This window comes from Streptomyces sp. NPDC051051 (assembly GCF_040682975.1).
Lineage (GTDB): Bacteria > Actinomycetota > Actinomycetes > Streptomycetales > Streptomycetaceae > Streptomyces.
On record NZ_JBFBCB010000059.1, the window covers coordinates 14,913 to 39,721 of the forward strand.

At 70.6% G+C, this 24,809-nt stretch carries 26 protein-coding genes, 1 tRNA gene and 3 pseudogenes; 20 read left to right on the forward strand and 10 right to left on the reverse strand.

Going from position 1 to position 24,809, the window contains the following annotated elements; translation table 11 throughout:
- Position 1: 1 nt before the first annotated feature.
- Positions 2 to 1,018 (forward strand): dTDP-glucose 4,6-dehydratase, encoded by a 1,017-nt coding sequence (gene rfbB, locus AB0N31_RS31420; RefSeq protein WP_366061871.1) that lies wholly within the window; start codon positions 2 to 4, stop codon positions 1,016 to 1,018.
- Positions 1,012 to 1,803 carry an AfsR/SARP family transcriptional regulator gene (locus AB0N31_RS31425; RefSeq protein ID WP_366061872.1) on the forward strand — a complete coding sequence of 264 codons (792 nt, stop codon included), beginning with the start codon at positions 1,012 to 1,014 and terminating at the stop codon, positions 1,801 to 1,803. Before rfbB ends, AB0N31_RS31425 begins: the two co-directional genes overlap by 7 nt.
- A gap of 84 nt (positions 1,804 to 1,887) precedes the next feature.
- On the opposite strand, the gene AB0N31_RS31430 is transcribed toward AB0N31_RS31425, so the two are convergent.
- Positions 1,888 to 2,871 (reverse strand): NAD(P)-dependent oxidoreductase, encoded by a 984-nt coding sequence (locus AB0N31_RS31430; RefSeq protein WP_366061873.1) that lies wholly within the window; start codon positions 2,869 to 2,871, stop codon positions 1,888 to 1,890.
- A gap of 187 nt (positions 2,872 to 3,058) precedes the next feature.
- Between AB0N31_RS31430 and AB0N31_RS31435 the strand changes: the two genes are divergently transcribed.
- Positions 3,059 to 3,667 (forward strand): dTDP-4-dehydrorhamnose 3,5-epimerase family protein, encoded by a 609-nt coding sequence (locus AB0N31_RS31435; RefSeq protein ID WP_366061874.1) that lies wholly within the window; start codon positions 3,059 to 3,061, stop codon positions 3,665 to 3,667.
- Positions 3,668 to 3,709: 42 nt separating this feature from the next.
- Positions 3,710 to 4,939, forward strand: coding sequence for a macrolide family glycosyltransferase (locus tag AB0N31_RS31440; RefSeq protein WP_366061875.1), 1,230 nt, complete (start codon positions 3,710 to 3,712; stop codon positions 4,937 to 4,939).
- An 85-nt stretch (positions 4,940 to 5,024) separates the two neighbouring features.
- On the opposite strand, the gene rfbH is transcribed toward AB0N31_RS31440, so the two are convergent.
- On the reverse strand, positions 5,025 to 6,326 hold the full coding sequence (gene rfbH / locus AB0N31_RS31445) for a lipopolysaccharide biosynthesis protein RfbH (protein ID WP_366061876.1): 1,302 nt from the start codon (positions 6,324 to 6,326) through the stop codon (positions 5,025 to 5,027).
- A gap of 266 nt (positions 6,327 to 6,592) precedes the next feature.
- Between rfbH and AB0N31_RS31450 the strand changes: the two genes are divergently transcribed.
- The 4 genes and pseudogenes from AB0N31_RS31450 to AB0N31_RS31465 form a co-directional block, all read left to right on the forward strand.
- Positions 6,593 to 7,951, forward strand: a complete 1,359-nt coding sequence (locus AB0N31_RS31450) for an acyltransferase (protein WP_366061877.1) — start codon at positions 6,593 to 6,595, stop codon at positions 7,949 to 7,951.
- Between the two features lie 677 nt (positions 7,952 to 8,628).
- The gene (locus AB0N31_RS31455; protein WP_366061878.1) at positions 8,629 to 9,261 is read left to right on the forward strand and encodes a haloacid dehalogenase; all 633 of its coding nucleotides are present in this window, start codon (positions 8,629 to 8,631) and stop codon (positions 9,259 to 9,261) included.
- A 400-nt stretch (positions 9,262 to 9,661) separates the two neighbouring features.
- A complete protein-coding gene (locus AB0N31_RS31460) occupies positions 9,662 to 9,850 on the forward strand; it encodes a hypothetical protein (RefSeq protein WP_366061879.1) in 189 nt (62 codons plus the stop codon).
- A 389-nt stretch (positions 9,851 to 10,239) separates the two neighbouring features.
- Positions 10,240 to 10,417, forward strand: a pseudogene (locus tag AB0N31_RS31465) (TetR/AcrR family transcriptional regulator); the annotation flags it as partial.
- A gap of 217 nt (positions 10,418 to 10,634) precedes the next feature.
- Here the strand turns inward: AB0N31_RS31465 and AB0N31_RS31470 are convergent.
- The gene (locus AB0N31_RS31470; RefSeq protein WP_366061880.1) at positions 10,635 to 11,519 is read right to left on the reverse strand and encodes a helix-turn-helix transcriptional regulator; all 885 of its coding nucleotides are present in this window, start codon (positions 11,517 to 11,519) and stop codon (positions 10,635 to 10,637) included.
- 231 nt (positions 11,520 to 11,750) lie between these two features.
- Here AB0N31_RS31470 and AB0N31_RS31475 point away from each other — a divergent pair, with 231 nt between their 5' ends.
- The 4 genes from AB0N31_RS31475 (at position 11,751) to AB0N31_RS31490 (ending at position 15,398) form a co-directional block, all read left to right on the forward strand.
- Positions 11,751 to 12,767, forward strand: a complete 1,017-nt coding sequence (locus AB0N31_RS31475) for a zinc-dependent alcohol dehydrogenase family protein (RefSeq protein WP_366061881.1) — start codon at positions 11,751 to 11,753, stop codon at positions 12,765 to 12,767.
- 26 nt (positions 12,768 to 12,793) lie between these two features.
- Positions 12,794 to 13,204: a cupin domain-containing protein gene (locus AB0N31_RS31480; protein WP_366061882.1), complete on the forward strand. Its 411-nt coding sequence runs from the start codon at positions 12,794 to 12,796 to the stop codon at positions 13,202 to 13,204.
- Between the two features lie 113 nt (positions 13,205 to 13,317).
- Positions 13,318 to 14,580 (forward strand): MFS transporter, encoded by a 1,263-nt coding sequence (locus tag AB0N31_RS31485; protein ID WP_366061883.1) that lies wholly within the window; start codon positions 13,318 to 13,320, stop codon positions 14,578 to 14,580.
- Positions 14,581 to 14,633: 53 nt separating this feature from the next.
- Positions 14,634 to 15,398 (forward strand): glucose 1-dehydrogenase, encoded by a 765-nt coding sequence (locus AB0N31_RS31490; RefSeq protein WP_366061884.1) that lies wholly within the window; start codon positions 14,634 to 14,636, stop codon positions 15,396 to 15,398.
- Here AB0N31_RS31490 and AB0N31_RS31495 read toward each other — a convergent pair.
- Positions 15,352 to 16,149: pseudogene (locus AB0N31_RS31495) on the reverse strand (transposase). The gene AB0N31_RS31490 and the pseudogene AB0N31_RS31495 overlap by 47 nt on opposite strands.
- A gap of 165 nt (positions 16,150 to 16,314) precedes the next feature.
- Between AB0N31_RS31495 and AB0N31_RS31500 the strand changes: the two are divergent.
- The gene (locus AB0N31_RS31500) at positions 16,315 to 16,701 is read left to right on the forward strand and encodes a hypothetical protein (RefSeq protein WP_366061885.1); all 387 of its coding nucleotides are present in this window, start codon (positions 16,315 to 16,317) and stop codon (positions 16,699 to 16,701) included.
- A 197-nt stretch (positions 16,702 to 16,898) separates the two neighbouring features.
- Here AB0N31_RS31500 and AB0N31_RS31505 read toward each other — a convergent pair whose 3' ends face one another.
- Entirely contained in the window at positions 16,899 to 17,609 is a 711-nt protein-coding gene (locus AB0N31_RS31505; RefSeq protein ID WP_366061886.1) for an HAD family phosphatase, read from the reverse strand.
- A 397-nt stretch (positions 17,610 to 18,006) separates the two neighbouring features.
- On the opposite strand from AB0N31_RS31505, the gene AB0N31_RS31510 reads away from it, so the two are divergent.
- From AB0N31_RS31510 to AB0N31_RS31520, 3 genes are all read left to right on the forward strand, one after another.
- Positions 18,007 to 18,618, forward strand: coding sequence for a ScbR family autoregulator-binding transcription factor (locus AB0N31_RS31510; protein WP_366061887.1), 612 nt, complete (start codon positions 18,007 to 18,009; stop codon positions 18,616 to 18,618).
- A gap of 46 nt (positions 18,619 to 18,664) precedes the next feature.
- On the forward strand, positions 18,665 to 18,913 hold the full coding sequence (locus AB0N31_RS31515) for an amidohydrolase family protein (RefSeq protein WP_366061888.1): 249 nt from the start codon (positions 18,665 to 18,667) through the stop codon (positions 18,911 to 18,913).
- Positions 18,914 to 19,206: 293 nt separating this feature from the next.
- Positions 19,207 to 19,656, forward strand: a complete 450-nt coding sequence (locus AB0N31_RS31520) for a spore-associated protein (RefSeq protein WP_366061889.1) — start codon at positions 19,207 to 19,209, stop codon at positions 19,654 to 19,656.
- 813 nt (positions 19,657 to 20,469) lie between these two features.
- Here the strand turns inward: AB0N31_RS31520 and AB0N31_RS31525 are convergent.
- Positions 20,470 to 20,847, reverse strand: a complete 378-nt coding sequence (locus AB0N31_RS31525) for an STAS domain-containing protein (protein WP_366061890.1) — start codon at positions 20,845 to 20,847, stop codon at positions 20,470 to 20,472.
- Between the two features lie 217 nt (positions 20,848 to 21,064).
- Between AB0N31_RS31525 and AB0N31_RS31530 the strand changes: the two are divergent.
- Positions 21,065 to 21,493: pseudogene (locus AB0N31_RS31530) on the forward strand (ATP-binding protein).
- A 61-nt stretch (positions 21,494 to 21,554) separates the two neighbouring features.
- Here AB0N31_RS31530 and AB0N31_RS31535 read toward each other — a convergent pair.
- The 3 genes from AB0N31_RS31535 to AB0N31_RS31545 all read right to left on the reverse strand — a co-directional run bounded on the left by AB0N31_RS31535 (position 21,555) and on the right by AB0N31_RS31545 (position 22,460).
- Positions 21,555 to 21,710, reverse strand: a complete 156-nt coding sequence (locus tag AB0N31_RS31535) for a DUF6131 family protein (protein ID WP_366061892.1) — start codon at positions 21,708 to 21,710, stop codon at positions 21,555 to 21,557.
- Positions 21,711 to 21,923: 213 nt separating this feature from the next.
- Positions 21,924 to 22,046 carry a hypothetical protein gene (locus AB0N31_RS31540; RefSeq protein WP_366061893.1) on the reverse strand — a complete coding sequence of 41 codons (123 nt, stop codon included), beginning with the start codon at positions 22,044 to 22,046 and terminating at the stop codon, positions 21,924 to 21,926.
- 9 nt (positions 22,047 to 22,055) lie between these two features.
- A complete protein-coding gene (locus AB0N31_RS31545) occupies positions 22,056 to 22,460 on the reverse strand; it encodes an integrase core domain-containing protein (RefSeq protein ID WP_366061894.1) in 405 nt (134 codons plus the stop codon).
- 173 nt (positions 22,461 to 22,633) lie between these two features.
- Between AB0N31_RS31545 and AB0N31_RS31550 the strand changes: the two genes are divergently transcribed.
- The 3 genes from AB0N31_RS31550 (at position 22,634) to AB0N31_RS31560 (ending at position 23,969) form a co-directional block, all read left to right on the forward strand.
- Positions 22,634 to 22,969 (forward strand): metalloregulator ArsR/SmtB family transcription factor, encoded by a 336-nt coding sequence (locus AB0N31_RS31550; protein WP_366061895.1) that lies wholly within the window; start codon positions 22,634 to 22,636, stop codon positions 22,967 to 22,969.
- Positions 22,969 to 23,697, forward strand: coding sequence for a cation transporter (locus AB0N31_RS31555; RefSeq protein ID WP_366061896.1), 729 nt, complete (start codon positions 22,969 to 22,971; stop codon positions 23,695 to 23,697). The genes AB0N31_RS31550 and AB0N31_RS31555 overlap by 1 nt, the downstream gene beginning before the upstream one ends.
- Positions 23,698 to 23,849: 152 nt before the next feature.
- Positions 23,850 to 23,969: transfer RNA gene (locus tag AB0N31_RS31560), tRNA-Gly, on the forward strand.
- A gap of 295 nt (positions 23,970 to 24,264) precedes the next feature.
- On the opposite strand, the gene AB0N31_RS31565 is transcribed toward AB0N31_RS31560, so the two are convergent.
- Entirely contained in the window at positions 24,265 to 24,606 is a 342-nt protein-coding gene (locus AB0N31_RS31565) for a hypothetical protein (protein WP_366061897.1), read from the reverse strand.
- Positions 24,607 to 24,809 lie beyond the last annotated feature (203 nt).

The window sequence follows — 24,809 nt, forward strand, 5'->3', positions numbered from 1 at the left end:
CATGAGTCACACGCGCATCCTGGTGACCGGCGGTGCCGGCTTCATCGGTTCCCACTACGTCCGCACCCTGCTCGGGCCCGACGGCCCCGACGACGTCACCGTCACCGTTCTCGACGCCTTCACCTACGCCGCCAACCCCGCCAACCTCGACCCCGTCCAGGACTCGCCCCGCTACCAGCTGTGCGTCGGCGACATCTGCGAACCCGCCGTGGTCGACACGCTGATGGCCGAACACGACCAGGTGGTGCACTTCGCCGCCGAGTCCCATGTGGACCGCTCCCTCTTCAGCGCCGCCGAGTTCGTCCGGACCAACGTGCTGGGCACCCAGGTCCTGCTGGACGCCGCCCTGCGCCACGGCGTCGAGCGGTTCGTGCACATCTCCACCGACGAGGTCTACGGCTCGATCCCCGAGGGCTCCACCTCCGAGGAGCACCCGCTGCACCCCAACTCCCCGTACGCCGCCTCCAAGGCCTCCTCCGACCTGGTGGCACTGTCCTACCAACGCTCGCACGGACTCGACGTGCGGGTCACCCGCTGCTCCAACAACTACGGGCACCACCAGTTCCCGGAGAAGATCATCCCGCTGTTCGTGACCCGCCTGCTCACCGGCGCGAAAGTGCCGCTGTACGGCGACGGCCTCAACGTGCGCGACTGGCTGCACGTCGACGACCACGTTCGCGGCGTCGAGCTCGTGCGCACCCGCGGCCGGGCGGGCGAGGTCTACAACATCGGCGGCGGCACGGAGCTGGACAACCGCCGGCTGACCGAACTGCTGCTGCGGGCGTGCGGGGCCGACTGGGACAGCGTCGAGTACGTCACCGACCGCAAGGGCCACGACCGCCGCTACTCCGTGGACTGGAGCAAGGCGCGCGCCGAACTCGGCTACGAGCCGCAAAGGGACTTCACCGAAGGCCTGGCCGAGACCGTCGCGTGGTACCGCGACAATCCCCAGGTGTGGGAGGCGGCCGCCCGCCGAGCCGCCCTGCCCGAGCCGCGCCCGGGAGCCGTGCCGTGCTGAGGTGGCGAACCCTGGGCCCGCTGCGGGTCACCTGCGACGGCCGGGACGTCACCCCGACGGCGCCGAAGGTGCGCCAGGTCCTGGCCCTGCTGCTGGCCCGCCGCGACACCGTCGTCCCGCTGACCGCCGTCGCCGAGGAACTCTGGTCGGGCCGGGCGCCCCGCAGCGCGATCACGACCGTGCAGACGTACGCCTACCAGCTGCGCAAGGCGCTGCACGAGGGCGAGGAGCAGGACGGTCCCGACGGCGGGCCGCTGGTCACCCACACGCACGGCTACCTGCTGCGGGTGGGACCCGGCGAGTGCGACGCGGAGGAGTTCACCGCGCTGACCGGTGCGGCGCGGACCGCGCTGGCCTGCGGGGACCCCGCCGCCGCCGAGACCCTGGCCGGCCGTGCGCTGGACCTGTGCGACGGACCGCTCTTCGCGGACGTGGCCCACGGCCCCCTGCTGCGCGGATACGCCCTGCGCATGGGGGAGTTGCACCTCCAGGCACAGGAACTGCGCATCACCGCCGGCCTGCAGCTGGACCGCCACCGCGAACTCGTCGGGGACCTGAAGGAACTGGCGTGCGCGCACCCGCTGCACGAGTGGTTCCAGGGCACTCTCATCATCGCCCTCCAGCGCTGCGGCCGGCGCAGCGAGGCGCTTGAGGTCTACCAGCGCCTGCGCGCGGTCCTGCGCGACGAACTCGGTCTCGACCCGTCGCCCGGGCTTCAGCAGCTGCGCCAGCACGTCCTGACCGACAGTGTCAGCACCGCGGACCTCGACCTGCTGCCCGGCTGAGGCTCGGCACCCGCCCGCGCCCTCCCTCCGTCCCGCTCCTTTTCGCACTCGTGTCCGTGTCCCGGCGTCCGGGTGCCGGGGCGATCAGTCCTGACGTACGGCGGCCCCCCACAGGTCCTGCACCATGTCCCGCGGAGTGCGTCGCGGCTGCCAGCCGAGCACCGCGCGGGCGGCCGACACGTCCACCCCGGTCCAGTCGTGGTCCGCGGCCGGACGCAGCCCCGGGGTGCCCCGCTCCACCAGCGTGGCCTGCCGCCCGCTGATCGTGAGCAGCAGGTCGACCATGTCCCGGACGTGCTGCGAGGTGCCGCTGGCGATGTTCAGCACCCGCCCCGAGGCGCCGGGGACACGCAGCGCCGCGACCACCGCGCGCGAGACGTCCTGCGCGTCGACGAAGTCACGGCTGCTGCGCAGGGGGGCGACCCGGACCTGCGCCGGTGCCCCGTCCCGGCCGCCGGCGAGCAACTGCGCCGCCACCTGGCCCAGCAGACTGGCCCTGGGCGTACCCGCGCCGATGACGTTCGACAGCCGCAGCACCACCGCGTCCGCCTCCCGGGCCCGCACGGCGCGCAGGACCGCCCGGGTGCCCCTCAGCTTCGTCCGTCCGTAGTCGGAGACCGGCTCCTCCGGCGACGACTCGGTCAGCCACACCCCGTGCGGCTGTGGCGTGTACTCGTGCACCGACCCGAGCTGGATGAGCCGTGGCCGTGCCCCGGACGCGGCGAGAGCGGCCAGCAGCCGGTCCACCAGTAGTTCGTTGTTGCGGCGCATGCCCTCGGTGTCGGGGGACCAGACCTCACCGGCGGCGTTGACGATCGCCACCGGCCGTTCGGCGTCGAGCAGTTCGGCCAGGGCCGCCGGGTCGCCGTGCGCCAGGTCCATCGGCCGCAACCGCCAGGAAGAGGGAGTCTTGAGCGGGCGGCGGGCGACGGCGACGATCTCGTACCCGGCCGCCTCCAGCGCGGCTCCCACGTGCCCGCCGACGAAACCGGTCGCTCCCAGGACGACCACCCGGCCGGACCCCGTATCAGGGCCGTCCGGTCGCCCCAGCACACCGACCTCCGTCATGCCGTTCTCCTCCCGGGCCCGCCGACGCGTGCCCGTTCGTCTTCCGCACCCGCGACGCGGACGCGCGGGCCTCGGCGGCCACCCTGGCATCCGCCCGTCCAGGATCGCTCCAGGCTCCGTCGACCCTATGCGTTCACGGCCGGTCCTGGATCGGTTCTCGAACGGGATTGCCTACGGTGTTGCCACCATGAAGGTTCGAGAGATGGCCGTGCCGGACGCGTACCACATCACCCCGCGCCACCTGCGTGACGCGCGCGGCAGCTTCTACGAGTCGTTCCGGCACGACCGGCTGGCCGAGGAGATCGGCCGCCCCGTGTCCGTGGCCCAGGTGAACTACTCGGTCTCGCGCCGCCACACCCTGCGCGGGCTGCACGGGACGCTGCTCCCGCCGGGCCAGGCCAAGGTGGTGTGCGTGGTGCGGGGTGCGGTGCTCGACATCGTCGTCGATCTGCGGGTCGGGTCGCCCACCTGGGGCGTGCACGAGGTGAACGAGCTGTCCGCCGAGTCCGGCGAGACCCTGTTCGTCGCCGAAGGGCTGGTCCACGGCTTCCTGGCCCTCACCGACGACACCTGCGTGTCGTATCTGTGCTCCACCGAGTTCGTCCCCGGCACCCAGGTGGACATCGACCCCTTCGACCCCGAACTCGACCTGCCCTGGGGCCTGTCGGAGGCGCCGCTGATGTCGGCCAAGGACTCCTCGGCCATCTCCGTCGCCGAGGCCCGGGACGCCGGGATCCTGGCGGGGTACGAGGAGTGCCTGGCGCACTACGCGGCGCTCCGCGAGGCCATCCGCTGACGACGCCGGGCGCCGCCGCCCGCCCGCCCCCTAGGAGAGCTGATGCCGCCCGGCACCCCCGCACCCGTTGTGCACTACGCCCTGTTGCTCTTCGCGGACTTCGGCCACATCGCCCCCACCCTGGGCGTGAGCCGCGAGCTGCTGAGCCGCGGACACCGCGTCACCTACGTCGTCGACGAGAAGTTCGCCGCCACCGTCGAGGAGACCGGCGCCCGGGCCGTCACCTACACCTCCGCCCGCGGCGACTTCTACCGCGCGGCCGAGCCCACTGCGGACCGGCTCGCCGCGGACGGATACAACCTCCTCGTGGACACCGTGCGGACCGTCTTCCCCACGGCCATGGAGGCGTTCGCCGACGACCGGCCGGATGTCGTGCTGTACGACTTCGAGACGGTTGCCGCCGCCCGGGTCCTCGCCCGTGAACTGGACGCGGTGCCGGTGCAGGTGTCCCCGAGCCACGCCGCCAACGAGTCGTTCTCGCTCCGTGCCCAGATGTGGGACGCCGACCACCCGGTGATGATCGAGGGCGCCAAGGTCATGGTCGACTTCATGGGCGGGCACGGCATCAGCCTGGACGAGATGGCGCGCTACGGCGCCGAGTGGGACCAGCGCAACCTCGTGTTCCTGCCGCGCGCCTTCCAGATCGAGGGCGACAGCTTCGACGACCGGTTCGCCTTCGTCGGCCCGACCTTCACCGAGCCGGCACCGGACTCCGGCCGGTGGGTCCCGCCCGCCGACGGCCGGCGTGTGGCGCTGGTGTCGCTGGGGACCGAGGCGGGGGACCGGGGCGACTTCTTCCGGCTGTGCGCCGAGGCGTTCGACCTGGCCGACTGGCAGGTGGTGATGACGCTCGGGCGCGGCAACGACCCGGAGCTTCTCGGGCCGCTGCCCGCGCACGTCGAGGCGCATCCCTGGCTGCCGCACCCGCAGGTCCTGCCGCACGCCGACGTCTTCGTCTGCCACGCGGGCATGGGCAGTCTCATGGAAGCCCTGTATTACGGCGTCCCTGTCGTGGCCCTGCCCCGTGCGCACGAACTGGTCGTCAACTCCCAGCAGTTGGAGCGGTGCGGGGTGGGCCGGTCGCTGTCCCGATCCGGGCTGAGCGCCCCCGGCCTCGCGGCGGCGGTGGCCGGCCTGCTCGACGACCCGGAGGTTCCCGCGGCACTCGCCCGTATGCGGGACGCGGTCCGTGGGGCCGGTGGCGCCGCCCGGGCCGCGGATCTGCTGGAGACCTGGGCCGCCGACCGTCGAGCGGTGCCGGCCGCCGGCTGATCCCCGCGCTGCCCCGTGCACACGCCTGTTGCCCCGGCACCGTACAGGTGCCGGGGCAACAGGCGTCGAGGAGGCGTGGCTGGAGTCAGTGCGGCAGCGTCACGTATTCGCTCACCGTGTTGATGCTGTGGTCGATCATCTCGTCGGTGAGACCCGGGTAGACGCCGATCCAGAACGTGCACTCGGTGGTGACGTCGCTGTTCGTGAGGGGCCCGCTGACGCGGAACCGGCGCCCCTCGTAGGCGGGATGACGGGTGAGGTTGCCCGCGAAGAAGCGCCGGGTGGCGACCTTGCTGGACTCCAGGTGATCGATGAGCGCACCGGGGGCGAAGGGCGCGTCCGGGTGGACGGTGATGGCGAACCCGAACCAGCTGGGGTCGCTGCCCTTGGTGGCCTCGGGCAGTACCAGGTGCGGCAGCCCGTCCAGGCCCTCCCGCAGCCTCGCCCAGTTGCGCCGGCGTGCGGCTCCGAACTCCTCGATACGGCTGAGCTGCTGAAGTCCGAGCGCCGCGGCCACGTCGGTCGACTTCAGGTTGTAGCCCACGTGGGAGAAGATGTACTTGTGGTCGTAGCCCCGGGGGAGCGAGCCCATCTGGTGTTCGAAACGCTTGAAGCACCGGTTGTCCTCGCCCGGTTCGCACCAGCAGTCGCGTCCCCAGTCGCGCATCGACTCCACGATCCGGGCCAGGATCAGGTTGTCGGTCAGCACACAGCCGCCCTCGCCCATCGTGATGTGATGCGCGGGGTAGAAACTCTCCGTCGCCAGATCGCCGAAGGTACCGGTCAGCTGTCCTTCATAGGTGCTGCCCAGGGCGTCGCAGTTGTCCTCGATGAGGAACAGGTCCCGGTCCTGCGCCAGTTGGGCGATCTCACGGACCGGGAACGGGTTGCCCAGCGCGTGCGCCATCATGATCGCCCGGGTGCGCGGCCCGATCGCCTGCTCCACCCGCTCCAACGAGGCGTTGTAGGTCCCCAGTTCAATGTCGATGAAGACCGGCACCAGCCCGTTCTGCAGGATCGGGTTGACCGTGGTGGGAAAGCCGGCCGCCGCCGTGATCACTTCGTCGCCGGGCCTGAGACGGTGCTCGCCCAGTTGCGGCGAGGTCAGCGAGCTGAGCGCCAGCAGGTTCGCCGAGGAGCCCGAGTTGGTCAGATGCGCCTTGCGCAGGCCGAAGTACTTCGCCAGTGACCGCTCCAGCCGGCGGGAGCTGACGCCTGCGGCGATGCGCATGTCGAGGGCCGCCTCGACCAGGGCCACGCGGTCGTCCTCGGTGAGCACGGCGCCGGAGGCCTGCACCGGCGTGACGCCCGGCACGAACCCCGACGAGACGGCGGAGCGGTGGTATTCGCGAACCAGGTCCAGGATTTCGGTCTTGTCGTACCCCATCGGCTGATGGCCTCCTGAGTGTGCCGGTGGGGACGACACGTACGGCCGGCTCGCAGTCGAAGCGGGTCCCCACGCCCGTATCGATCGATCGGGGGATCCCAGATCAGCACGTGGGCACAGGCACGGGCCAGCGCTGCCGGGCGACTCTAGGGATCCCCCCAGAGCGCGGGCCGCCGCTCGCCCGGTCTAGGGAATTCCTCGCCTCGCAGCGGTCACGCTGGAGTGCCAGGCCAGCCCGCCTTCGACCGACCATCCTGGAGACGCTCATGCAAAGCGGCCCCGCGGCAGGCGACGCCGACCGTACCGTGCTCCTGCGCGCCGGAGGGGCAAGCGGTGAACGTGTCCGACTGAGCGTCTACGACGTGGTGAACGGCACCTTCGCCACGTCCCGCACCTTCTACTACCGCCGGCGTCTGGACACGGAGGCACTGCGGGAGTCCCTGCGCCGGACCCTCGCGCACCACCCCGTGCTCACCGGGCGCCTCGAACGGGACGCGGACCGTGGCCTGAGCGTCGTGTGCGACGATGCCGGCGCCCTGTTCGCCGAGAGCCACTGCGAGCGGCCCATGCCGGACTACGGTCCCGGCCGCTCGGCCAAGGACGACCTGCGCCGGTACCTCCACTCCGTCAACCCCTTCCGTGTCGTCGGGCACGACACTCCGCTGCTGACGGTCAAGGTGACGCACATGCGCGGCGGCGGTTCCGTCCTCGGCGTCTCGATCAACCACAGCGTGGTCGACGGCGCAGCGTTCCTCGACTTCCTGGTGCACTGGTCGCGCACGCACAGAGGACTGGACCATGTGGCGCCCCCTTACGACCGCACGGTGCTGAACGGTCTCGCCGCGGGCACGGTGCCCGCGCCGGAGGACCCGCAGTACGCGGTGGTCACCGGACGGGCCAAGTTCGGCTTCATCTGGCGCGTCAACGCGCGTGCGCGCCGGGTGCGGACCCTGACCACCCGGTTCTCCTCGGCGGAGGTCCTCGCGCTGCGGGAGGCGGCACGCGCCGGAGGCGACAACGCGCGGGCAACGAGCGGTGACGCCCTGAGCGCCCATGTGTGGCGGGTGCTGGGCGCGCTGCGCGACCGGGAACCGGGGGCCACGGAGCGGCTGGGCATCGTGGTCGGTCTGCGCGCTGCGCTGTCGGAGAGCCTGGCGCACGGGTACGCGGGCAACGCGGTCTCCAACACCACCGCCGCCGTGCCGGCCCGTGCGCTGCGGGAGGAGCCCTTGGCGCACACCGCCGCAGCGGTCCGTGAGGCCCTCGACCGTGTCACCCCGCACCGGATACGCGAGGAGGTGGCGTTCCTCGACGCGCAGCGGAAGGCGGGCCGGCTCAACCGGGTGCTCAGCCGTATGTCCCTGGACGCCTTCGAGGGCACGGTCGCCCTGAACAACGTCAGCCGGCTTCCGGTCTACGCGATCGAGTTCGGGTCCGGCCGGCCGTTCTGGTTCGAGTACCCCGCGAGCCCCGTCCCGTGGACCGTCCTGATCACTCCGACACCGGAGGGCGAGTACAGCCGGGATGCGCACCTCAGTCTTCCCCGCGAAGCGGCCGCGGCCCTGAACGCACCTGAGTGGGCGCGACGGCTTCACCCCCGAGACCACTTGCTCGACCGTCCCTGAACGGCATCCGGCCCGGCTTCTCCGAGACCGAGGGAGCCGGGCCCTCCTGTGCGGTGGGGACCTGCCCTTCGGGTGCGGTACGGGAGCCACGGTTCGGCCGTCCTGCGCAGCGCGGCGGCGCGGCCGGTCATCCCAGCCCACGTCGGCTCGACCGCGGTGCACACCTGGGGCGCGACTTTGCAGCGGAACGGCGCGATCCCGTCGATTCGGTCGAAGTTCGGTCAGTCGAAGTCGGGTCGAGGTCCGGCGGAGACCGGCGCGGTCAAGGGGCTGCGCGGCGGGTGGAATGAGCTCCCTGCGGTCGTGTTCCCGGCCGCGTCGGCGGTCTCCACCAGGGCCGGCCGGGGAACCAGGCTTCGGGCACGCCCACCTCGTGCGTGCCGGCGACGGCGGGCTGACGGCACGTCAGCCCACCCGCCGCCGATTCCAGGAGAACGACGGACAGCACGACGATGACGGCGACGGCTACGTGGTCGGGGCTCATGCGATGCTCCGGAGCGAGGTGTGCGCGGTGTCCGGTCGCCTGTCATCGTCTCGTCGGTGCGACCAGGAGATCCCTGGAGTCCGGAGCGGTCTCCCGGGCATTGCTGAGAGCGGGTTCATCATCTCGTGCATGCTTTGCGGAGCGATCGTGCACATTTGCACAGCGGAGGCGCTGACGATGGCATAGTTGAACCGTGTTCATCTCGGATCACGTGGGCGTCGTCTTCTTCTCCGTCGACTGCGTCCTGAGCGAAGGGCGCGACCTTACCCGCCTCGTCGAGAAGCGCCTCGGACTGTGCGCGTCCGACGGCACCGCCGAGCCGGACGACACGGGTCCCGACGCAGACCGCTGGGACGGAGTCTCCGAGAGCGCGCTGCGCGCCGAACTGGAGGGGCTCGCGCTGCGCACCGGTGTCCAGGAGACCGTGGACTGGTGCTGGCGCAACGGGCTGGTGCCGATCGCCCTGTCCCTGTCCTGGACGCCGATCGTGGCCCAGCTGGCCGACCGGTTCGGCTTCCACTCGTACTCGGGCCGGCCGCTGGAGACCAGCGAGGGTCTGTTCGTCGGCGACACGGCCCGCCCGGTGAACGCCGCCGACCAGCGGAGATTCGCGGTCCGACGGGCCGACGAACTGGGTGTTGCCCTCACCGGCTGCGCCGCCGTCGGCGCATGCCACGCCGAGGGCCCGCTCTTCGACGCGGTGGGCATGAGCATCGCCTTCGACGCCCCGGACGATGTCCGGGTCCTGGCGGACACGGCCGTGGACGGCGACGATCTCCGTATGCTCATCCCCGCACTGGAGCAGTTGAAGGCCAGGACGAGGTAGCTGACGGCCCGGTCCCTCAGCCACCGGGCCCGCACCGTCGGGCGGCGACTGCCACCCGACGGTGAACGACCGCTCCGCACACCTGTGTCCGGGGTGTGGTGGAGTCGGGGCCGAAGGGGTCGAAAGCCCGTCACCCGCGAAGCGCACCGGGTGTGCCGGCAGGGGTGCTGTCGTGGACGGGGCGGTGGCAGGGGAGGAACGAGGCGTGTGCGTGCCATCCCGGGTGCCGGCTGGCTCCGTACCGATGCCGTCGCGCCGTTCGGCGGGCGTGAGCCGGCGAAGTGCGGGCTGACCGGGCGGCCGCGTCCTCCGCTCTGCGTCATGGCTTCCGGGACCTTGCACGGGCTGCCCGGCTGGAAGTGCCGGTGTGCCTTGCGCCGCTGGGGTGTTGTGCGCTCAGGTGCTCGTGCGGACGGGCTCGTCGCGGGACCTCGAGCTGGACCGGACGGCTGCGATCCGCTGGGTCCCCCGCAGGACGGTGCACGTACTGCTCGCCGCCGCGACCGTCGCCGCGGTGCTGTCGGCGGTGCAGACGACGGGGGAGGACCTGGCCACCACCGCGTTCGTCGTCCGCGACAGCGGGGGCTGATGGGGCTCGCCGCCGTCGGGGCGGCGGCGTGCGGACGGCAGTATGCGTGGACGCTGCCGTTTGCCTGGCTCTCGTACGCGTTCTTCGCCCCGCCCCCGCCCTCGGCGAGTGGGCCGACGCAGGTGGCGTCCTGGATGCTGCTGCCACCCGACACGGCGGTGGGCACCTGGACGGCCCTGGTCCTCACGATCGCCGGCGCTACGGCCTACGCCGTCGCGGGACCGAGACGGTAACCGGTCCGGGCCGCCGGGCGCGAAACCCGGTAGTCCGGCCCGGACACCGGGGCAGGGCCTCGAAGCATCGTTCTCACTGTCGACCGATGCTCCGGCCGATGGCCGGCTGAGTGCACGGGAGCGATCAAAGACGCCGGAGAGCGGGCCCGGAGCGAGATCACGGCGAGCGTCAAGGAAGAGGTGCGACGTCAGCGCGCCGCCACTGGGCGGCCCAGCTGTCGGTGAGGGCGGTGGCGCGCACTCGGCATGGTGTCGTCTGCCGGCTACCGCTACTTCCCCAGCCGCGACGACCTCCTGACCACGCTTCATCATCGACGCCTATGACGCGCTGGGCCGGCAGGCCGGGAACGGGCGTCGTCACGATGTCGGGTGTGGTGGTGTCGGGTTCCGGCTGTGTGCTCACGGCGCGGTGGGCAGGCCTGCGATGTCGGTGATCTGCTCCCGGATCACGAAGCGGACGGTCATCTCGGCGCGGTGGTCGGCCTCTAACAACATCGGCCTCTAACAACAGGGGCGTCATGGTGAGCGCGGTCATGGCCGGCCGGGGATCGTCAGTCGCTTGAGTGTGGTGCGAGGGCCTGGGGCGTGGCTGCCCATGAGGCGAGCAGGCGTAGGCCCTCTTCGGAGGGGGAGGCGGGTTCGGCGGTGTAGATGGTGAGGGTGAGGCCGGGTTCGGCGGCCATCTCGAGGCCCTCGTAGGCGAGGGTGAGCTCGCCGACGGCCGTGTGGTGGAAGCGTTTGGTGCCGGTGCCGTGGTGGCGGACGTTGTGGGCGCCCCAGCGGGTGCGGAAGGCGTCGCTGCGGGTGGACAGTTCGCCGACGAGGTCGTGGAGGTCCTTGTCGTGGGGGTTGCGGCCGGCTTCGGTGCGCAGGATGGCGACGGCGACGTCGGCAGCGAGATCCCAGTCGGGGTAGAAGCGGCGGGAGGCGGGGTCGAGGAACTGGAAGCGGGCCAGGTTCGCCTGGTTGTGCGGCGAGGCGTAGACGTCGGCGTAGAAGGCGCGGGCGAGCTGGTTGGCGGCCAGGAGGTCCATGCGGCCGTTGCGGACGAAGGCGGGTCCGGCGGTGATGGCGTCCAGGGTCCACTGCAGGCTGCGGTGCGGCTTCCACTGGTCCTTGGTACGCCGTCGGCGGGGTCGGGTGAGGGCGTCGGTGCCGTCGGCGGCCTGGGCCAGGTGGAGCAGGTGGGCGCGTTCGGCGTCGTCGAGCCGGAGGGCGCGGGCGACGGCTTCGAGGACGGCGGGGGAGACGCCGGCGAGGTTGCCGCGTTCCAGCTTGGCGTAGTACTCCACGCTCACGTCGGCCAGCGCCGCGACCTCGCTCCTGCGCAGGCCCGGGACGCGTCGGCGGGGTCCGGCGGGCAGCCCCGCCTGCTCAGGGGTGATCTTCGCGCGCCGCGAGGTGAGGAACTCGCGGACCTCTTCCTGGTTGTCCACCCTCCGACCGTACGTCCGGCACGCCATGGGAGGGATGTACTGCCGGTACACCCTTTGTCAGTGACTCGTAGCGCCCGCGAGATGCGGGTTACCTGGATGGCGTGGCGTTTCCCCGGGCGGTTCCTGCGGCCAGACAGAAGCGTCACGGTCCCATGGTGTTCCTGCTTCCGGGAACGCCGGCACGCGGGCCGTCCCAGGTGGTCCGGCCCCTCGTACGCAAAGGAACTCCTGATGCGCGGAGCAATGATCTACGCCCCCGGTGATGTGCGCTTCGAGACCGTGGACGACGCGAAGATCCTCCAGTCGACCGACGCTGTCATCCGGACGGCCGTCACCTGTGTGTGCGGCTCCGACCTGTGGCCGTATCGCGGTGCGGAGCCGATCGGCGACCCGCACCCGATGGGCCACGAGTACGTCGGTTTCGTGGAGGAGGTCGGCTCCGAGGTCACCGCGGTCAGGCCCGGCCAGTTCGTCGTCGGCTCCTTCGCCACATCCGACAACACCTGCGCGAACTGCAAAAACGGCTTCCCGTCGAACTGCCTGCACCGCGAGTTCATGTCGACCTGCCAGGCCGAGTACGTGCGCATCCCCAACGCTCAGGGCACCCTGGTCGCCACCGACGAGGTGCCCGGCGAGGAGTTCTGGCCCGGCCTGCTCGCCGTCTCCGACGTCATGGGCACCGGCTGGTGGGCGGCGGACGCCGCCGGGGTCAAGCCCGGCTCGACCGCTGTGGTCGTCGGCGACGGCGCGGTCGGGCTGTGCGCGGTGATCGCGGCGAAGGAGCTGGGCGCGGAGCGGATCATCGCCATGTCGCGGCACGAGTCCCGGCAGAAGCTCGCCCGCGAGTTCGGCGCCACCGACATCGTCACCGAGCGCGGTGAGGAGGGCGTGGCCCGGATCAAGGAGCTGACCGGCGGAATCGGCGCCGACAGCGTGCTGGAATGCGTCGGCACCGCCCAGGCCATGCAGCAGGCGCTGCACTCGGCCCGCCCGGGCGGCAGCGTCGGCTTCGTCGGCGTCCCGCACGACGTCGCCGTCGACGGGCAGGAGCTGTTCTTCTCCCACGTCGGCCTGCGCGGCGGCCCCGCCCCCGTACGCCGCTACCTCCCCGACCTGATCGACCGCGTCCTTACGGGCCGGATCGACCCGGGCAAGGTCTTCGACCTCACCCTGCCCCTGGCCCAGGTCGCCGAGGGCTACAAGGTCATGGACGAGCGCCGCGCCGTCAAGACCCTCCTCAAGCCCTGACCCTCCCACCGCCCGAAGGAGCAACCGTGCAGATCACCCGCAGCTCGATCGACACCGCCAAGGGCCCGGCCGACTGGTTCACCGGCGACGTCTACATCGACGCCGTCGCCGCCGCCCCCGAGCCCTCCCGCGTCAGCGCCAACCTGGTGCACTTCATGCCCGGCGCGCGCACCCACTGGCACCGTCACCCGCTGGGCCAGACCGTCTTCGTCACCGAGGGGATCGGCCTGTGCCAGCGCCGGGGCGGGCCGGTCGAGGTCATCCGGCCCGGTGACCGCGTCCTGTTCGAGGCCGACGAGGAGCACTGGCACGGGGCCGCACCGAACCGGCTGATGGTCCACCTGGCCCTCAACGAGGCCGACGCCGACCACGATGTCGTCCACTGGCTGACGCCCGTCACCGACGAGGAGTACCACGCCGCCCCGGCCACCGGCTGAACCCGGACAAGGCCTTCGACCTCATCTCGTCGCCGGAGCAGGCACCGTCGAAGCTGCCTCCTGACCTGGGTGACCGTTCGAGTCCCCTCTCCGAGAGAAAGTGAAGTATCTGTATGGCCTCCGCAGCCAGCACCCGGGCGGGCAAGCTGCCCTTCCTCGTGTGGGTGCTCGCCGCCGGCACGTTCCTGATGGGCACCACCGAGTTCGTCATCGCCGGACTGCTCCCGAAGATCGCCGGTGACCTCGGAGTCGGCGTCTCCCACGCGGGCCTGCTGATCACCGCTTTCGCGATCGGCATGATCATCGGCGGGCCTGCCATGGCCCTGGTCACGCTGCGCCTGCCCCGGCGCCTGACCCTCGTCTCGGCTCTTGCGGTCTTCGCTCTCGGGCACGTCGTCGCCGTGCTCAGTTCCTCCTTCACGGTCGTCCTCGCGGCCAGGGTGGTGACGGCGCTGGCCACCGGCGCGTTCTGGGCCGTCGGATTCGTCATCGTCATCGTCACCGCCGCCGCGGGCCCGGCCCGGGCCACCCGGGCCGTGGGCGTCATGATGGGCGGCCTGACCCTGGCCAACGTCGTCGGCGTGCCGATCGGCTCCTTCGTCGGCCAGTACACCGGCTGGCGCGGCCCCTTCTGGGCACTGGCCGTCCTCGCGGGAGTCGCGGCCGTGTTCGTCGGCCGGTTCATCCCCGCCACGGGGCAGCGAGCCGAGGTCTCGGTACGGGCCGAGGTCCGTGCCCTGCGGCAGGGCCGGCTGTGGCCGGCGCTGACCGCCGCCGTGCTGATCATGGGCGGGGTCCTGGCCACGTACACCTACGTAACCCCGCTGCTGACCGACCGCGCCGGCATTCCGGCCGGGGCCGTCCCGCTGGTCCTGATCGTCTTCGGGCTCGGCGCCCTGGGCGGCACCGCCATCGGCGGCCGGCTCGGCGACCGCCATCCGATAGCCACCACGACCACCGCCGCCGCCGTGACCGCCTTGGCCCTGTTCCTGCTGATCCCGCTGTCGACCGGCCCCGTCACCGCCGTGGTCCTGGTCTTCGTCATGGCCCTGGCCGGTTTCACCGTCAACCCCGTCGTCACCTCCCTCGCCGTCCGCTTCGCCGACGACGCCCCCCCCCTGACCTCGGCGCTGACCACCTCCGCCTACAACACCGGCATCGCCGCCGGCTCCGCCCTCGCCGGAACAGCCCTGGACTCCTCCCTCGGCCTGACCGGCCCGGCCCTGGTCGGCACCGTCTCCGCCACCCTCACCCTCCTGCCGCTCATCGCCCTCGCACTCAGCGGCACAGCACGTCCGGCGCGGATCGTCGCCCAGCGCACCGCTCCGGCCCGCGTACACGACGACACCACCGCGCCGGTGCCCTCACGGCACTGACTCACCCCCTCGGGCCCCTCGACCACGGCCCGGCTCTCGACGGGAGAACACACGTGACCACCACCTACGACTTCCATGACAAGACCGCCTTCGTCACCGGCGCTGCCTCCGGTATCGGCCGGGCCACCGCCCTCGCCTTCGCCCGCGCCGGAGCACAGGTCGCCCTCGTCGACCTGTCCGCCGACGGGCTGCGCGGGACCGCCCGCCTCATCGAGGCCGACGGCGGACAGGCCCTCACCCTGACCTGCGACGTCACCGGCGAAGAAGACGTCCAGGCCGCGGTCGACCGCACCGTCGAACGCTTCGGGAGCCTGGACGCCGCGTTCAACAACGCCGGCGTCGAGCAGCCCGTCCAGGCCGCAGCCGACACCGCCAAGGACGACTGGGACCGCATCCTCGGCGTCAGCCTCACCGGAGCGTTCCTATGCACCAGGGCGCAGGTCCGGCAGATGCTCCGCCAGGGCGGCGGCGCGATCGTCAACGTCTCCTCCGGCGCCGGCGTCAAGGGCTTCAAGGGTCAGGCCGCCTACGCCGCCGCCAAGCACGGGATCATCGGCTTCACCCGCTCCGCCGCCCTCGACCACGCCGCACAGGGCATCCGCGTCAACGCCGTCTGCCCCGGCATCATCGACACCGAGATGATCCGCCGCTTCGACGACACCCGCCCCGGCGGACGCGAAGGACTCATCGCCGACGAACCCGTCGGTCGCCTCGGCAGGCCCGAGGAAATCGCCTCCGCCGTGCTCTGGCTGTGCTCGGACGACGCCGCCTTCACCACCGGCACCGCCCTCGTCGTCGACGGCGGCCAAACCGTCTGATCTCACCAGCACCCCCGTACAAGAAGTCCCTGCCGAAGCGCTGCCCCATCGAAACCCTGCGGTGAGGAGCCGTCCCGCGTGCCCCCCGGCCGACCAGCTCGACCGGCAGGTCGCGCAGGACCCAGGCGAGGCGGGTGACGTCGTAGCCTGCATCGCTCACGATCACGATGGCCGGGTCCCCAGCCTGCCACTGGCCGGCGGCGACGAGCCGTTCGACGACTCCTCGGAGCTGGGCGGCGGTGACCGCGGTCGCGTCGTCCGCAGGGCGGAGCCGGACCGCGTCAAGGATCGCGGTCCAGGACGTGGCGCCTGGCTCCAGCACGGCCACGAAGGGGTAGGGCCGGCCCGGAATGAACTGCGACGCCGTCTTCGCCCGGCCGTGGACGTGGCAGAACAGTCGCTCCGACGAGCACGGCGCGTCCGAGCGAAGCCACGGCGACACATCGACCGCCAGGACCAGGCGCCCACCGTCGAAACGCGGCAGCGGCAGACCGGCCAGTACCGTCCGCAGGCGGTCGACGTCGAGCCGGCCGTGGTTCGAGCCGCCGTACATCGCTCCGTGCCCACGACGATGCTCAGGCAACAGCGTCAAATCCACCGGGGACTTCACCGCACCATCCGCACACAGCACCGCGTCCGCCGGCTCGAACAACTCGTCACGCCGAGCGGTCAGACACTCGTAGAACTCGCCCCGGAAGCGTGACGCTTCCGCGAACGCTTACCTCCGGACACCATCAGGCAGCAGACTCACCCTCACGGCCTTCGTCGTGGTCACGTGCACCTTGGTCGGAGCACAGGATCAGACGAAGGCCGCCCTCACATCTGGCGAACCCCCAGGTGAGCGACTCAGTTCGAGACACCATTCGAGGACGGAAGACAAAGAACAAGCCTGGTGCCTGTTTCTGAGTCCGGTGGCATGACCACGATGAATCGGGGCAGGCAGGGCCCGGTGCCGTCTGCTTCGTCCAACCTGCTCGTGCAGGTTCGGCATGTCTTGATCCGGGCGGGGTTCCACCTGGTCGCGGACCACGCGGAGGACGGCACGCCAGGGCTTGCGGTGACGGAGGCGCCGACCGGGGTGCTGGTGAAGTGGGCCGCCTCGGACGGGTTCACCTGGCTGGCGAGGGACCAGCCCGCAGTCTCGGGCGACAGCATGCAGGTGATCGTGCAGGCCGCGCAGTGTCGGGCCTGCTGGTCCACCTGGGACACACGGTCACAGAACCGCCCGATGGCGGTGACCTGCTCACGTCGGCCGAGCCTCTTTGGTGTGGCCGGGGTCGGTGATGCCGGTGGCGTGGGCTGAGAGGCGCGACGGACAGGGCTCCCGTGCCGCTAAGGATGGTGACCGACGCCTCAACTCAGAAGCGCAGGAGCCCTGCTGGTTCCGTTTCCTGCCGCACTTTGCGGGGCAGCGGTGCGTACTCCCGCCGCACCGGCGTGCCGCCGTCCGTGTCCACCGGGGAGTGCGAGTGCTTGGCGTTGCCGGACCCCGGCGGGCTGTCAGGGCCCTTGCGTCCCCCGCGGGCTGTCAAGCGCGTGGGCCCAGGCCAGCAGTTCGGGAGCGTCCAGCGCCGGTAACCACAGGTCGGCCCGGGTGGCGCCGTCGCCCTGCGGCCGGGGACCGACGCCCAGGACCCGCAGGCCGGCCCGGCGGGCCGCTTCCACACCGGTCAGGGAGTCCTCCACCGCCAGCGCCCGGTGCGGGGGGACACCGCAGAGCCGGGCCGCCACGGCGTACACGTCGGGGTGCGGCTTGGGGCGCACGCGGTCCCCGGTGTCGGGGACGACGAGGTGCTGGAAGTGCGCGAGCAGCCCGGCCCGTTCCAGGCTGCCTTCGACCACGACCCTCGGGCAGTTGCTGGCGACCGCCAGCGGTAACCGGCCGGAGAGCAGTCGTACGAGCCGGACCGCACCTGGCATCGTCACCGGTTCGTCGGTGACGAGTGCCAGGAAGTGGTCGAGAAGCGCGGCTGTCAGGTCCTCGGTCAGTTCGGGTTTGTGCACGGACTGTGCCATGAGCCGGCCGCAGTCCTCGTAGTGCAGGCCAAGGGCCTGCTCCGCGAACCCGGGCGGTGGCTGGAGTCCGTGCTCCCGGAAGGCCCGGCTGCGAGCCTCCTGCCAGTGGCGTTCGCTGTCCATCAGGGTGCCGTCGCAGTCGAAGACGACGGCTTCGGGCGACCAGTCGAGCAGATCGTGGTCCGAGGTGGTCACTGGGGCCTCCCATGCCTTCGCATGCACGCATGCGGCATTTCCGGCTATCCGCAGAAAACGGAAAGATAGCTTCCACTACGTTATTTCCGTCCAGGCAAATCGAGCAATAACCCTTTTCAGTGACTCGACGGGCGTCGGAAACAGGCGTATGGCCGTGCGGCGGCGACAGCCGTGATGCAGCCGCCCGGACCGTCAACACCACCTGCGCGCAAGCCAGTTGTCACGCCTGTTTGGCCGCGCGGGGCCCGGAGCGCCTTGCGTCCTTTACCACTCGCGCGCGTTCGCATTCGAAAGAACTGCGTAATTACCGCACTAAAGTGCCCGTTTGGACTCCGGGCGTACGCCGGCGCACTAAATTCGTGGCCGGCGTGAAAACAGAGCGAGGGCGGACGGGACGTTGCAGGAACGGGCGAAGACAACCCGCAGATCACTGCTGGAAGCGGCTGCCCAACTGTTCGCTGAACAGGGGTACGCGGCCACCAGCGTCAACGACATAAGCGCCAGGTCGGGCCGGACCAGTGGCGCGGTCTACTTCCACTACACCGGCAAGGAGGGCATCGCCGTCGCCGTCGTCGAGGACCGGTTCGCCACCTGGTCCCAGCTCGCCGCACGCTACGGAGACGAGACGGTCCCCCCGCTCGAACGGCTCGTCGCCCTCAGCTACGACATCGCCCATGCCCTCACCCGGGATCCCGTGACGCGTGCCGGTGCCCGTCTGTGGGCCGAGCGCACCGTCATCAAGGCACCCCTTCCCGACCCCTTCGCGCTGTGGACCGCCGCCGCCACGCGACTGCTCGCGCAGGCCCGGCTGTCAGGGCAGGTCAACGAGCACGTCCGCCCCGCCCGCGCGGCCCGGACCCTGGTGCGCGCGTTCTTCGGCCTGTGCACCCTCACCGAGGCCCTCGAGGGTGCGACCGTCCTCAACGACCGCCTGACCGACTGGTGGCACCTGACCCTGCCCTCCCTCCAGCCGCAACCGTCCCGCGGGAACCTCCCGGCAGGCCGGTGACGCGCATACTCCAGGGGGGAGGCTTTGCTGGCCCGGTGCGGTGGTCGTGGACCATCTGGGGCTGCCGGGGGCCGCGTCACTCTCGTACCCCGGCTCGGCTGCGCTCGCCCGCCTGCTGGCCGCACAGCATGTGTGGGTGAAGGCGTCCGCACCATATCGTTCGGCGCCACGGACGGCCACGATGATGTTGCGGGGCCTGCTGTGCGTCGGAGGCGGCGAGCGGATGGTGTGGGGGAGCGACTGGCCCTGGACCCGGCATGAGGAAGGCCGGGTCTACGGCACCACCCTGACATGACTCACAGCGGAACTCGGCACCACGGAAGTCCAGCGGATACTGCGTGCCCATCCGGCCCGGCTGTTCGGCTGGGCGCCTTCCGCCGCAACGGTCGGGCGAGACCGCACAGACCTCCACCCCTTACGGCCCATACCTGGCAACCGGTGCTCAAACGCTGTCGGTTGCGCCTCAACTCGGCCAAACACCACGTCGGTTATGGCTGAAAACACCAGCAAATCCGACGCAACCATCCGAAGGGGTCGCACGTCACATATGGGAGGAGCAACCAACTCCTAAGATTACAAGGGGGAAATATGCGCTTCACTCGGTCCATGTTTGGCGCCGCCGCACTGGCCGCTCTGTCGGTCGGAGCCACCACCGCCCTGGCGGCACCCGCGTCAGCCACACCCAACACCACACCGCAGAAGGTCTGCGGAAGCGGCTACAAGACGGTGAACTCCGCCGCCATCGGCTCGCTGGGCACCGTGTACCTCGCCTACAACGCGACCAACGGCAACAACTGCGTCGTCACCATCCGCACCAACCCCGGCACCACCCTGGACATGTCCTCCTGGATCTACGTCCCCGACACCAACGAGGGCGACGACGACTACGGGCGCTACACCTCGTACGCCGGACCCTCCTACGTCATCGGCAAGGGCCACTGCGTCGACTGGGGCGGCGGCATCGCCAACACCTACGTCCAGGTGACCGGCTCCAACTGCGGCTCCCTGACGGAACACCGGACCACCTACACCCGCTGATCCACCCGGCACGCGCACAAGGCCGTAGCGATCCGGCCTGCCCTGGCGGAGCCCACCCGGCTCCGCCAGGGCCACCACGGGAGCGGGCGAGCGGCCCCGACCGAGGATCGCAACTCTGCAGGGGCAGGTACTGGAGATCCGCCTCTTCGGCTGGCGGTTGCCCTCCAGGACGACCGAGCATCGCAACTGGACCGGCCCGGCCGGACAATACGAGGACATGGCCCTGGCGGTCGCCTTCCGGGGCGGCCGAGGATTGCAACGCCACGGCCGCCCCGGCGAGCCAGGGAGACCAACATGATCAGCAGTGGTCGCGCAGCCTGCCCCGCTCCCCGAAAACCGCCCGCCACCAGCTGCACTTCGCCCTGTCCGTGTTCACCCGCCTCGCCGACGCCGGCACCTTTCATACACACATGCTGACTCTCCGGTCCCGGGCCGGGCCGTGGACGGTGTGCCGCACGGCCCTTGAAGGTCGGTGGCGAAGGACGTCGACCAGCGGTGCGGTCCGGCCCGGGCGCCCTCATGACCCGGACGCAGTCGTGGTCGGGCGCCGTGTCGCGAGGTCCGCCCCTCCCACAACGTGCGCATCATCGCTTCTCTCGGAGCGATCGGGTTGCCGACCAGGGAAGGCGAGACGGCTCTCGCCTTCCGGGCGCCGCTTGGGCGGAGGCTGGTCGGCTACGGCGGCGGACCCCAGGGCCAAGACCTTGGGGGAGCAGGGTGTCCGGTTGTGCTGTTACCTGGATCTGTGCCAGGAATGTACCGCCGTGTTTGCCATGGGGCATGGACTCGGCTGTGGTGCGGCTGAGCTTGTGGTCAGGGGGTGAGGGCATGGTGGAGGGTGGGGCGGCAGTCGATGAGCTGGTCGATGCCGACGAGCTGCAGGACGCGTTGCACGGGGTGGGCGGGTGCGGCCAGGCGGAGCCAGCCGCCGGCGGCGGTGACCGTCTGGTGGGTGGTGATGAGGATGTTGATGCCGCTGGAGTCCATGAAGGTGACCTGGTGCAGGTCGATCACGATGCGGGGCCGGGCAGCGTCGGAGACGTCGAGGGCCTGCCGGAGCTGGTCGCCGGTGTGGTGGTCGATCTCCCCGGTCACGGTGAGGACGCGGATGCCGTCGGTGGCGGTGGCCACGACCGACAGTCCGCGGGACTGTTCGGCCGGTGTGGTTTCCGCCCTGTGGTTTTCGGCCATGTCGGTGATACTTGCACACCAAGACTCTCGCCCGGCAGTGTGCCCTGCACGGCCTGGGTGATGCCCCGTGCGCTGGTGGGGGAGCCGGTGCGCAGGGTGTGGAACGTGTACCGCGTGGGCGCGGGTACGCGCGGGGGTGTGAACGGGGGAGCGAAAGCGGGCCGTGGTGGAACCAGTCCCGGTGAATGAGGATGGCACCGTCCCAGGCGAGCAGACCATGCGGACCACAGTGGCCCTGGACGGTGACGGCACGGTCATCGCCCAGGCCCGCCACCTGGCAACGCAGTTCCTCACCCGGGTACAGGCCGAGCACGGCCTGCCCGTCTCGCAGCGCGCACTGGACTTGACGCAGTTGGTGGTCAGTGAGCTGGTCACCAACGCCCGCAAGTACGCGCCGGGCCCGGTGCTGCTGGACCTGCGGATCGTCGGGGACCTGGTCGAGGTCGTGGTGTGAGACTCCGATCCGGTCCTGCCGGTGGCCCGGGCCGCGGATGTAGGCCGGGTCGGCCAGCACGGCCTGGAAATCGTGATGGCCGTCGCCCAGGGCTTTGAGGTTCAGCGGGAGCCGGTCGGCAAACGCATCACCACACGCCTCGCTCTGGCCGACGACCCTGGCGGCGCTGTCGACGGCCAGCGCCCGCTGTAGGGCGTCGGCGGTCGGATGCGGCGGCTCGGCGGTTGGGTGGGGTGAAGCCGCCCCAGGGCGGTCACCAGTAGTGTCGGCGGCCGGCGAACGCGTGTCCCGTGGAGCCCATGATCCACAGGATCGCGCCGATGACCGCGAGGACGATGCCGATCGTCCACAGGATGGATATGCCGGTGACGAAGCCGACGACCAGCAAGACGATGCCGAGGAGGAGCATGGCGGCCTCCGGTGTCCATGTGGTGGTGCTGCCTCCACTGTGGACCCACGGCGCCGCGCCGGGGAAGAGCCTGGCATCCTGAACTTGAGGGAGCAGTCGGGGCGTCGGTGCAATGGGGGAGCGGTGGTGATCGGCTCCCTGAGAGGTTCGTGCTGCTGGAGTGCGTGTCGGTCGGCAAGGCTGAGGAGGCAGGCGTTTCTGCCGATGGGGTGATTATCGCCAGCGCCGTATGAGCAGGTGTGGGGCGTGCCGGGTGAGCCGGGCGCTGAGCAGGCCGATGGCGGCGTCGGCGGCGACATCGCCGGCGTAGTGGGCGTACGGGTGCCGAATAATCATCCGGCCTGGTCAAGCAGCGTGGTGATACTCGTGCAGGGTCCCGCCGAGCCGGTCTCGTCGGCGGAGCTTCAAGCGTGTGGTCTGTCCTGGTTCGGTGATCGGTTTGGGCAGTGAGCGGAGCGGGGCGGCTTGGCTCAGGGCCCGGTGAGGCCGATGCCTGTTGTGCAAGGACTCGAACGTGCGTAGGGCGTCGAGCAGACGGCACTGGTTCCAGCTCAAGGTGTGGTCCAGCGGATCGCGTCGGCAGGTCTGGATCCACCGTTCCATGATGGAGTTCATCCAGGGCATCCGGATGCCGCTGAGGACGACCTCCGGCCCGGCATCGGCCGGCACCGCGTCGAAGACCTGGGTGAACCTCGAGTCCCGGTCGCGGATCAAGAACCTGGCCTTGCTGCCCGCGTCCTCCAGGTCCATGGCGAGTGGCTCTGTACGTCAGTTGCGACAGCGGGTGTACACCGGGTCGAGCAGCACCCGGGTGGGGGCGTACTCGACGTGCACGAGAACGGGCAGCGCCTCCGCTGTGTGTTTGCTCAGGCGATCTGCAGTTCACGATTTTCTGAATTCAGGAATCTGTGTACTGTTGTGGTGTGCTCGCTGTTGCCTCTGACATCGAGGTGCTGGTCCGGTTCGGCCGCGCGCTCGCCGATCCGATCCGCTGCCGTCTCCTGCTCGCCCTGCGCGAAGCCCCCGCCTACCCTTCCGATCTTGCTGACGCTCTCGGGATCTCCCGCACCCGGTTGTCGAACCATCTGGCGTGCCTGCGCGACTGCGGCTTGGTCGTCACCGTGCCCGACGGTCGGCGCACCCGCTACGAGCTGGCCGACGAACGCCTCGGCCACGCGCTCGACGACCTGCGTACCGCCGTGGTGGCCGTCGAGACCGACCGCGCCTGTGCCGACGCCGACGAGAAGGGCTGCTGCTGATGACTGCGGACATATCCATGTCCCTCGGCCCGTCCACGGCCCGCCGCGACGCGCTCGTCCGCCGGATACGGCTGCTGGTCGCCGCGACGATCACCTACAACGTCATCGAGGCGATCGTCGCGATCACGGCCGGTACGCTCGCCTCCTCAACCGCTCTGATCGGCTTCGGCCTGGACTCGGTCATCGAGGTCTCTTCTGCCGCCGCGGTGGCCTGGCAGTTCTCGGCCCGCGAGCACGCGGTGCGCGAGGCGCGGGAAAAGGCCACCCTGCGGATCATCGCCGTCTCCTTCTTCGCGCTCGCCGCGTACGTCACCGTCGACGCCGTCCGCGCCCTGAGCGGCTCCGGGGAGGCCGAAGGCTCCATCCCCGGTATCGTCATCGCCGCTCTGTCCCTGGCCGTGATGCCGTTCCTGTCCGCGGCCCAGCGCAAGGCCGGCCGCGAACTCGGCTCCGCCTCTGCGGTCGCGGACTCCAAGCAGACCCTGCTGTGTACGTACCTATCCGCCGTCCTCCTGGTGGGCCTGGTCCTCAACGCCACGCTCGGCTGGTCCTGGACCGACCCGATCGCCGCCCTGGTCATCGTCGGCGTCGCCGTGAAGGAGGGCCGCGACGCTTGGCGGGGCAAGGGCTGCTGCGCGCCCTCCACCCCCGCCACGGCGAGCCCTGGCCTGGCGATGGCCGAAGAAGACGCGTGTGGCTGCCGTCCCGGATGCGACTGCTGCACATGACAGACAGCTCTGCTGCTGTCGTAACTCGGGTTTTGGCACAGCTTCTGTGGACCCGTGGCAGCGGTTGCCGGCGACCAGATAAAGATTCGTCCGCAGAGAACGGTGTCTCTACGCTTAGCCAGAACGGGAGTGCGCGCATTTCCGCAGGTTGCGGTGCCGTGGCAGAGCGGTCCATTGCGATCGCCGTGGGCGAGGTCCCTCCCACGGCGACTGACGGAGACGGGGCGGACCTGCTCCCATCTGTCTCGCGGGTTCAAATCCCGTCGGCACCGCAGCCGACCAGGACGTAGTACGGCGCACGGACCTGCCGCCTCGCTTCAGGTCCACAGAAGTTGCGCCAGAACCGTAACTCGTGAACATCAGTACCGGCACCGACGCTCGGCCGCCGCCCGAACCGCTGTCGAAACGCTGCCCGTTCTCAGGTTCTGGCTCAACTTTTGTGGTGTCGGGCCGTGTGAGGCAGCACCTGCCTCTGCGTAAGGCGCTGACCTGTGGATTCCTTCGCTCATCGGTTGTGGTGCGCCGAGCGGTCGTGCCGCACCACAGAAGTTGAGCCAGAACCCGTTCTCACATACAAAGCCAGACGGTGGGCGTCGAGGGGTTCGCCGACGGCTCACCTCCGCTTACGCGGAGCGCACTGGTGAACTTCCCGTCGGCCAGCTTGCGCAGCCAGTCCCGCTCGGTCAGCCGGTTCAGCTTCGCCCGCATCGCCCGCGAGCGGGCCGGCTCCAGGGAGGTCCCCAGGTCACCGCAGACCTGCTTCACCATGACCGGGCCGTCGGCCCGCCGCACCACGTCCATGATCCGTACCCCCCCGCCCGGATCGTACGGACACCCACCCCGCACACGCCGGGGAATCCGCAGACCCGTGAACGCCGGAACGCCGGAACGGCAGACGATCTTGAGCACAGACAGCCGCCCTCGACCAGCACGAGTATACGATCAACGGCTCACACCAGCCCCGTGACCAGCGACTTCAAGATGGTGGATCTTCCGTGGGGTGTGGGGTGCTGGTGGGGTGGTGTGGGGGTGGTGTGTGGGGGTGTGGGTTATGTCTGTGGGTTATGTCTGTGGGGTGGGGGTGGGGAGTTGGGTGAGGATGTGTTCGGTGG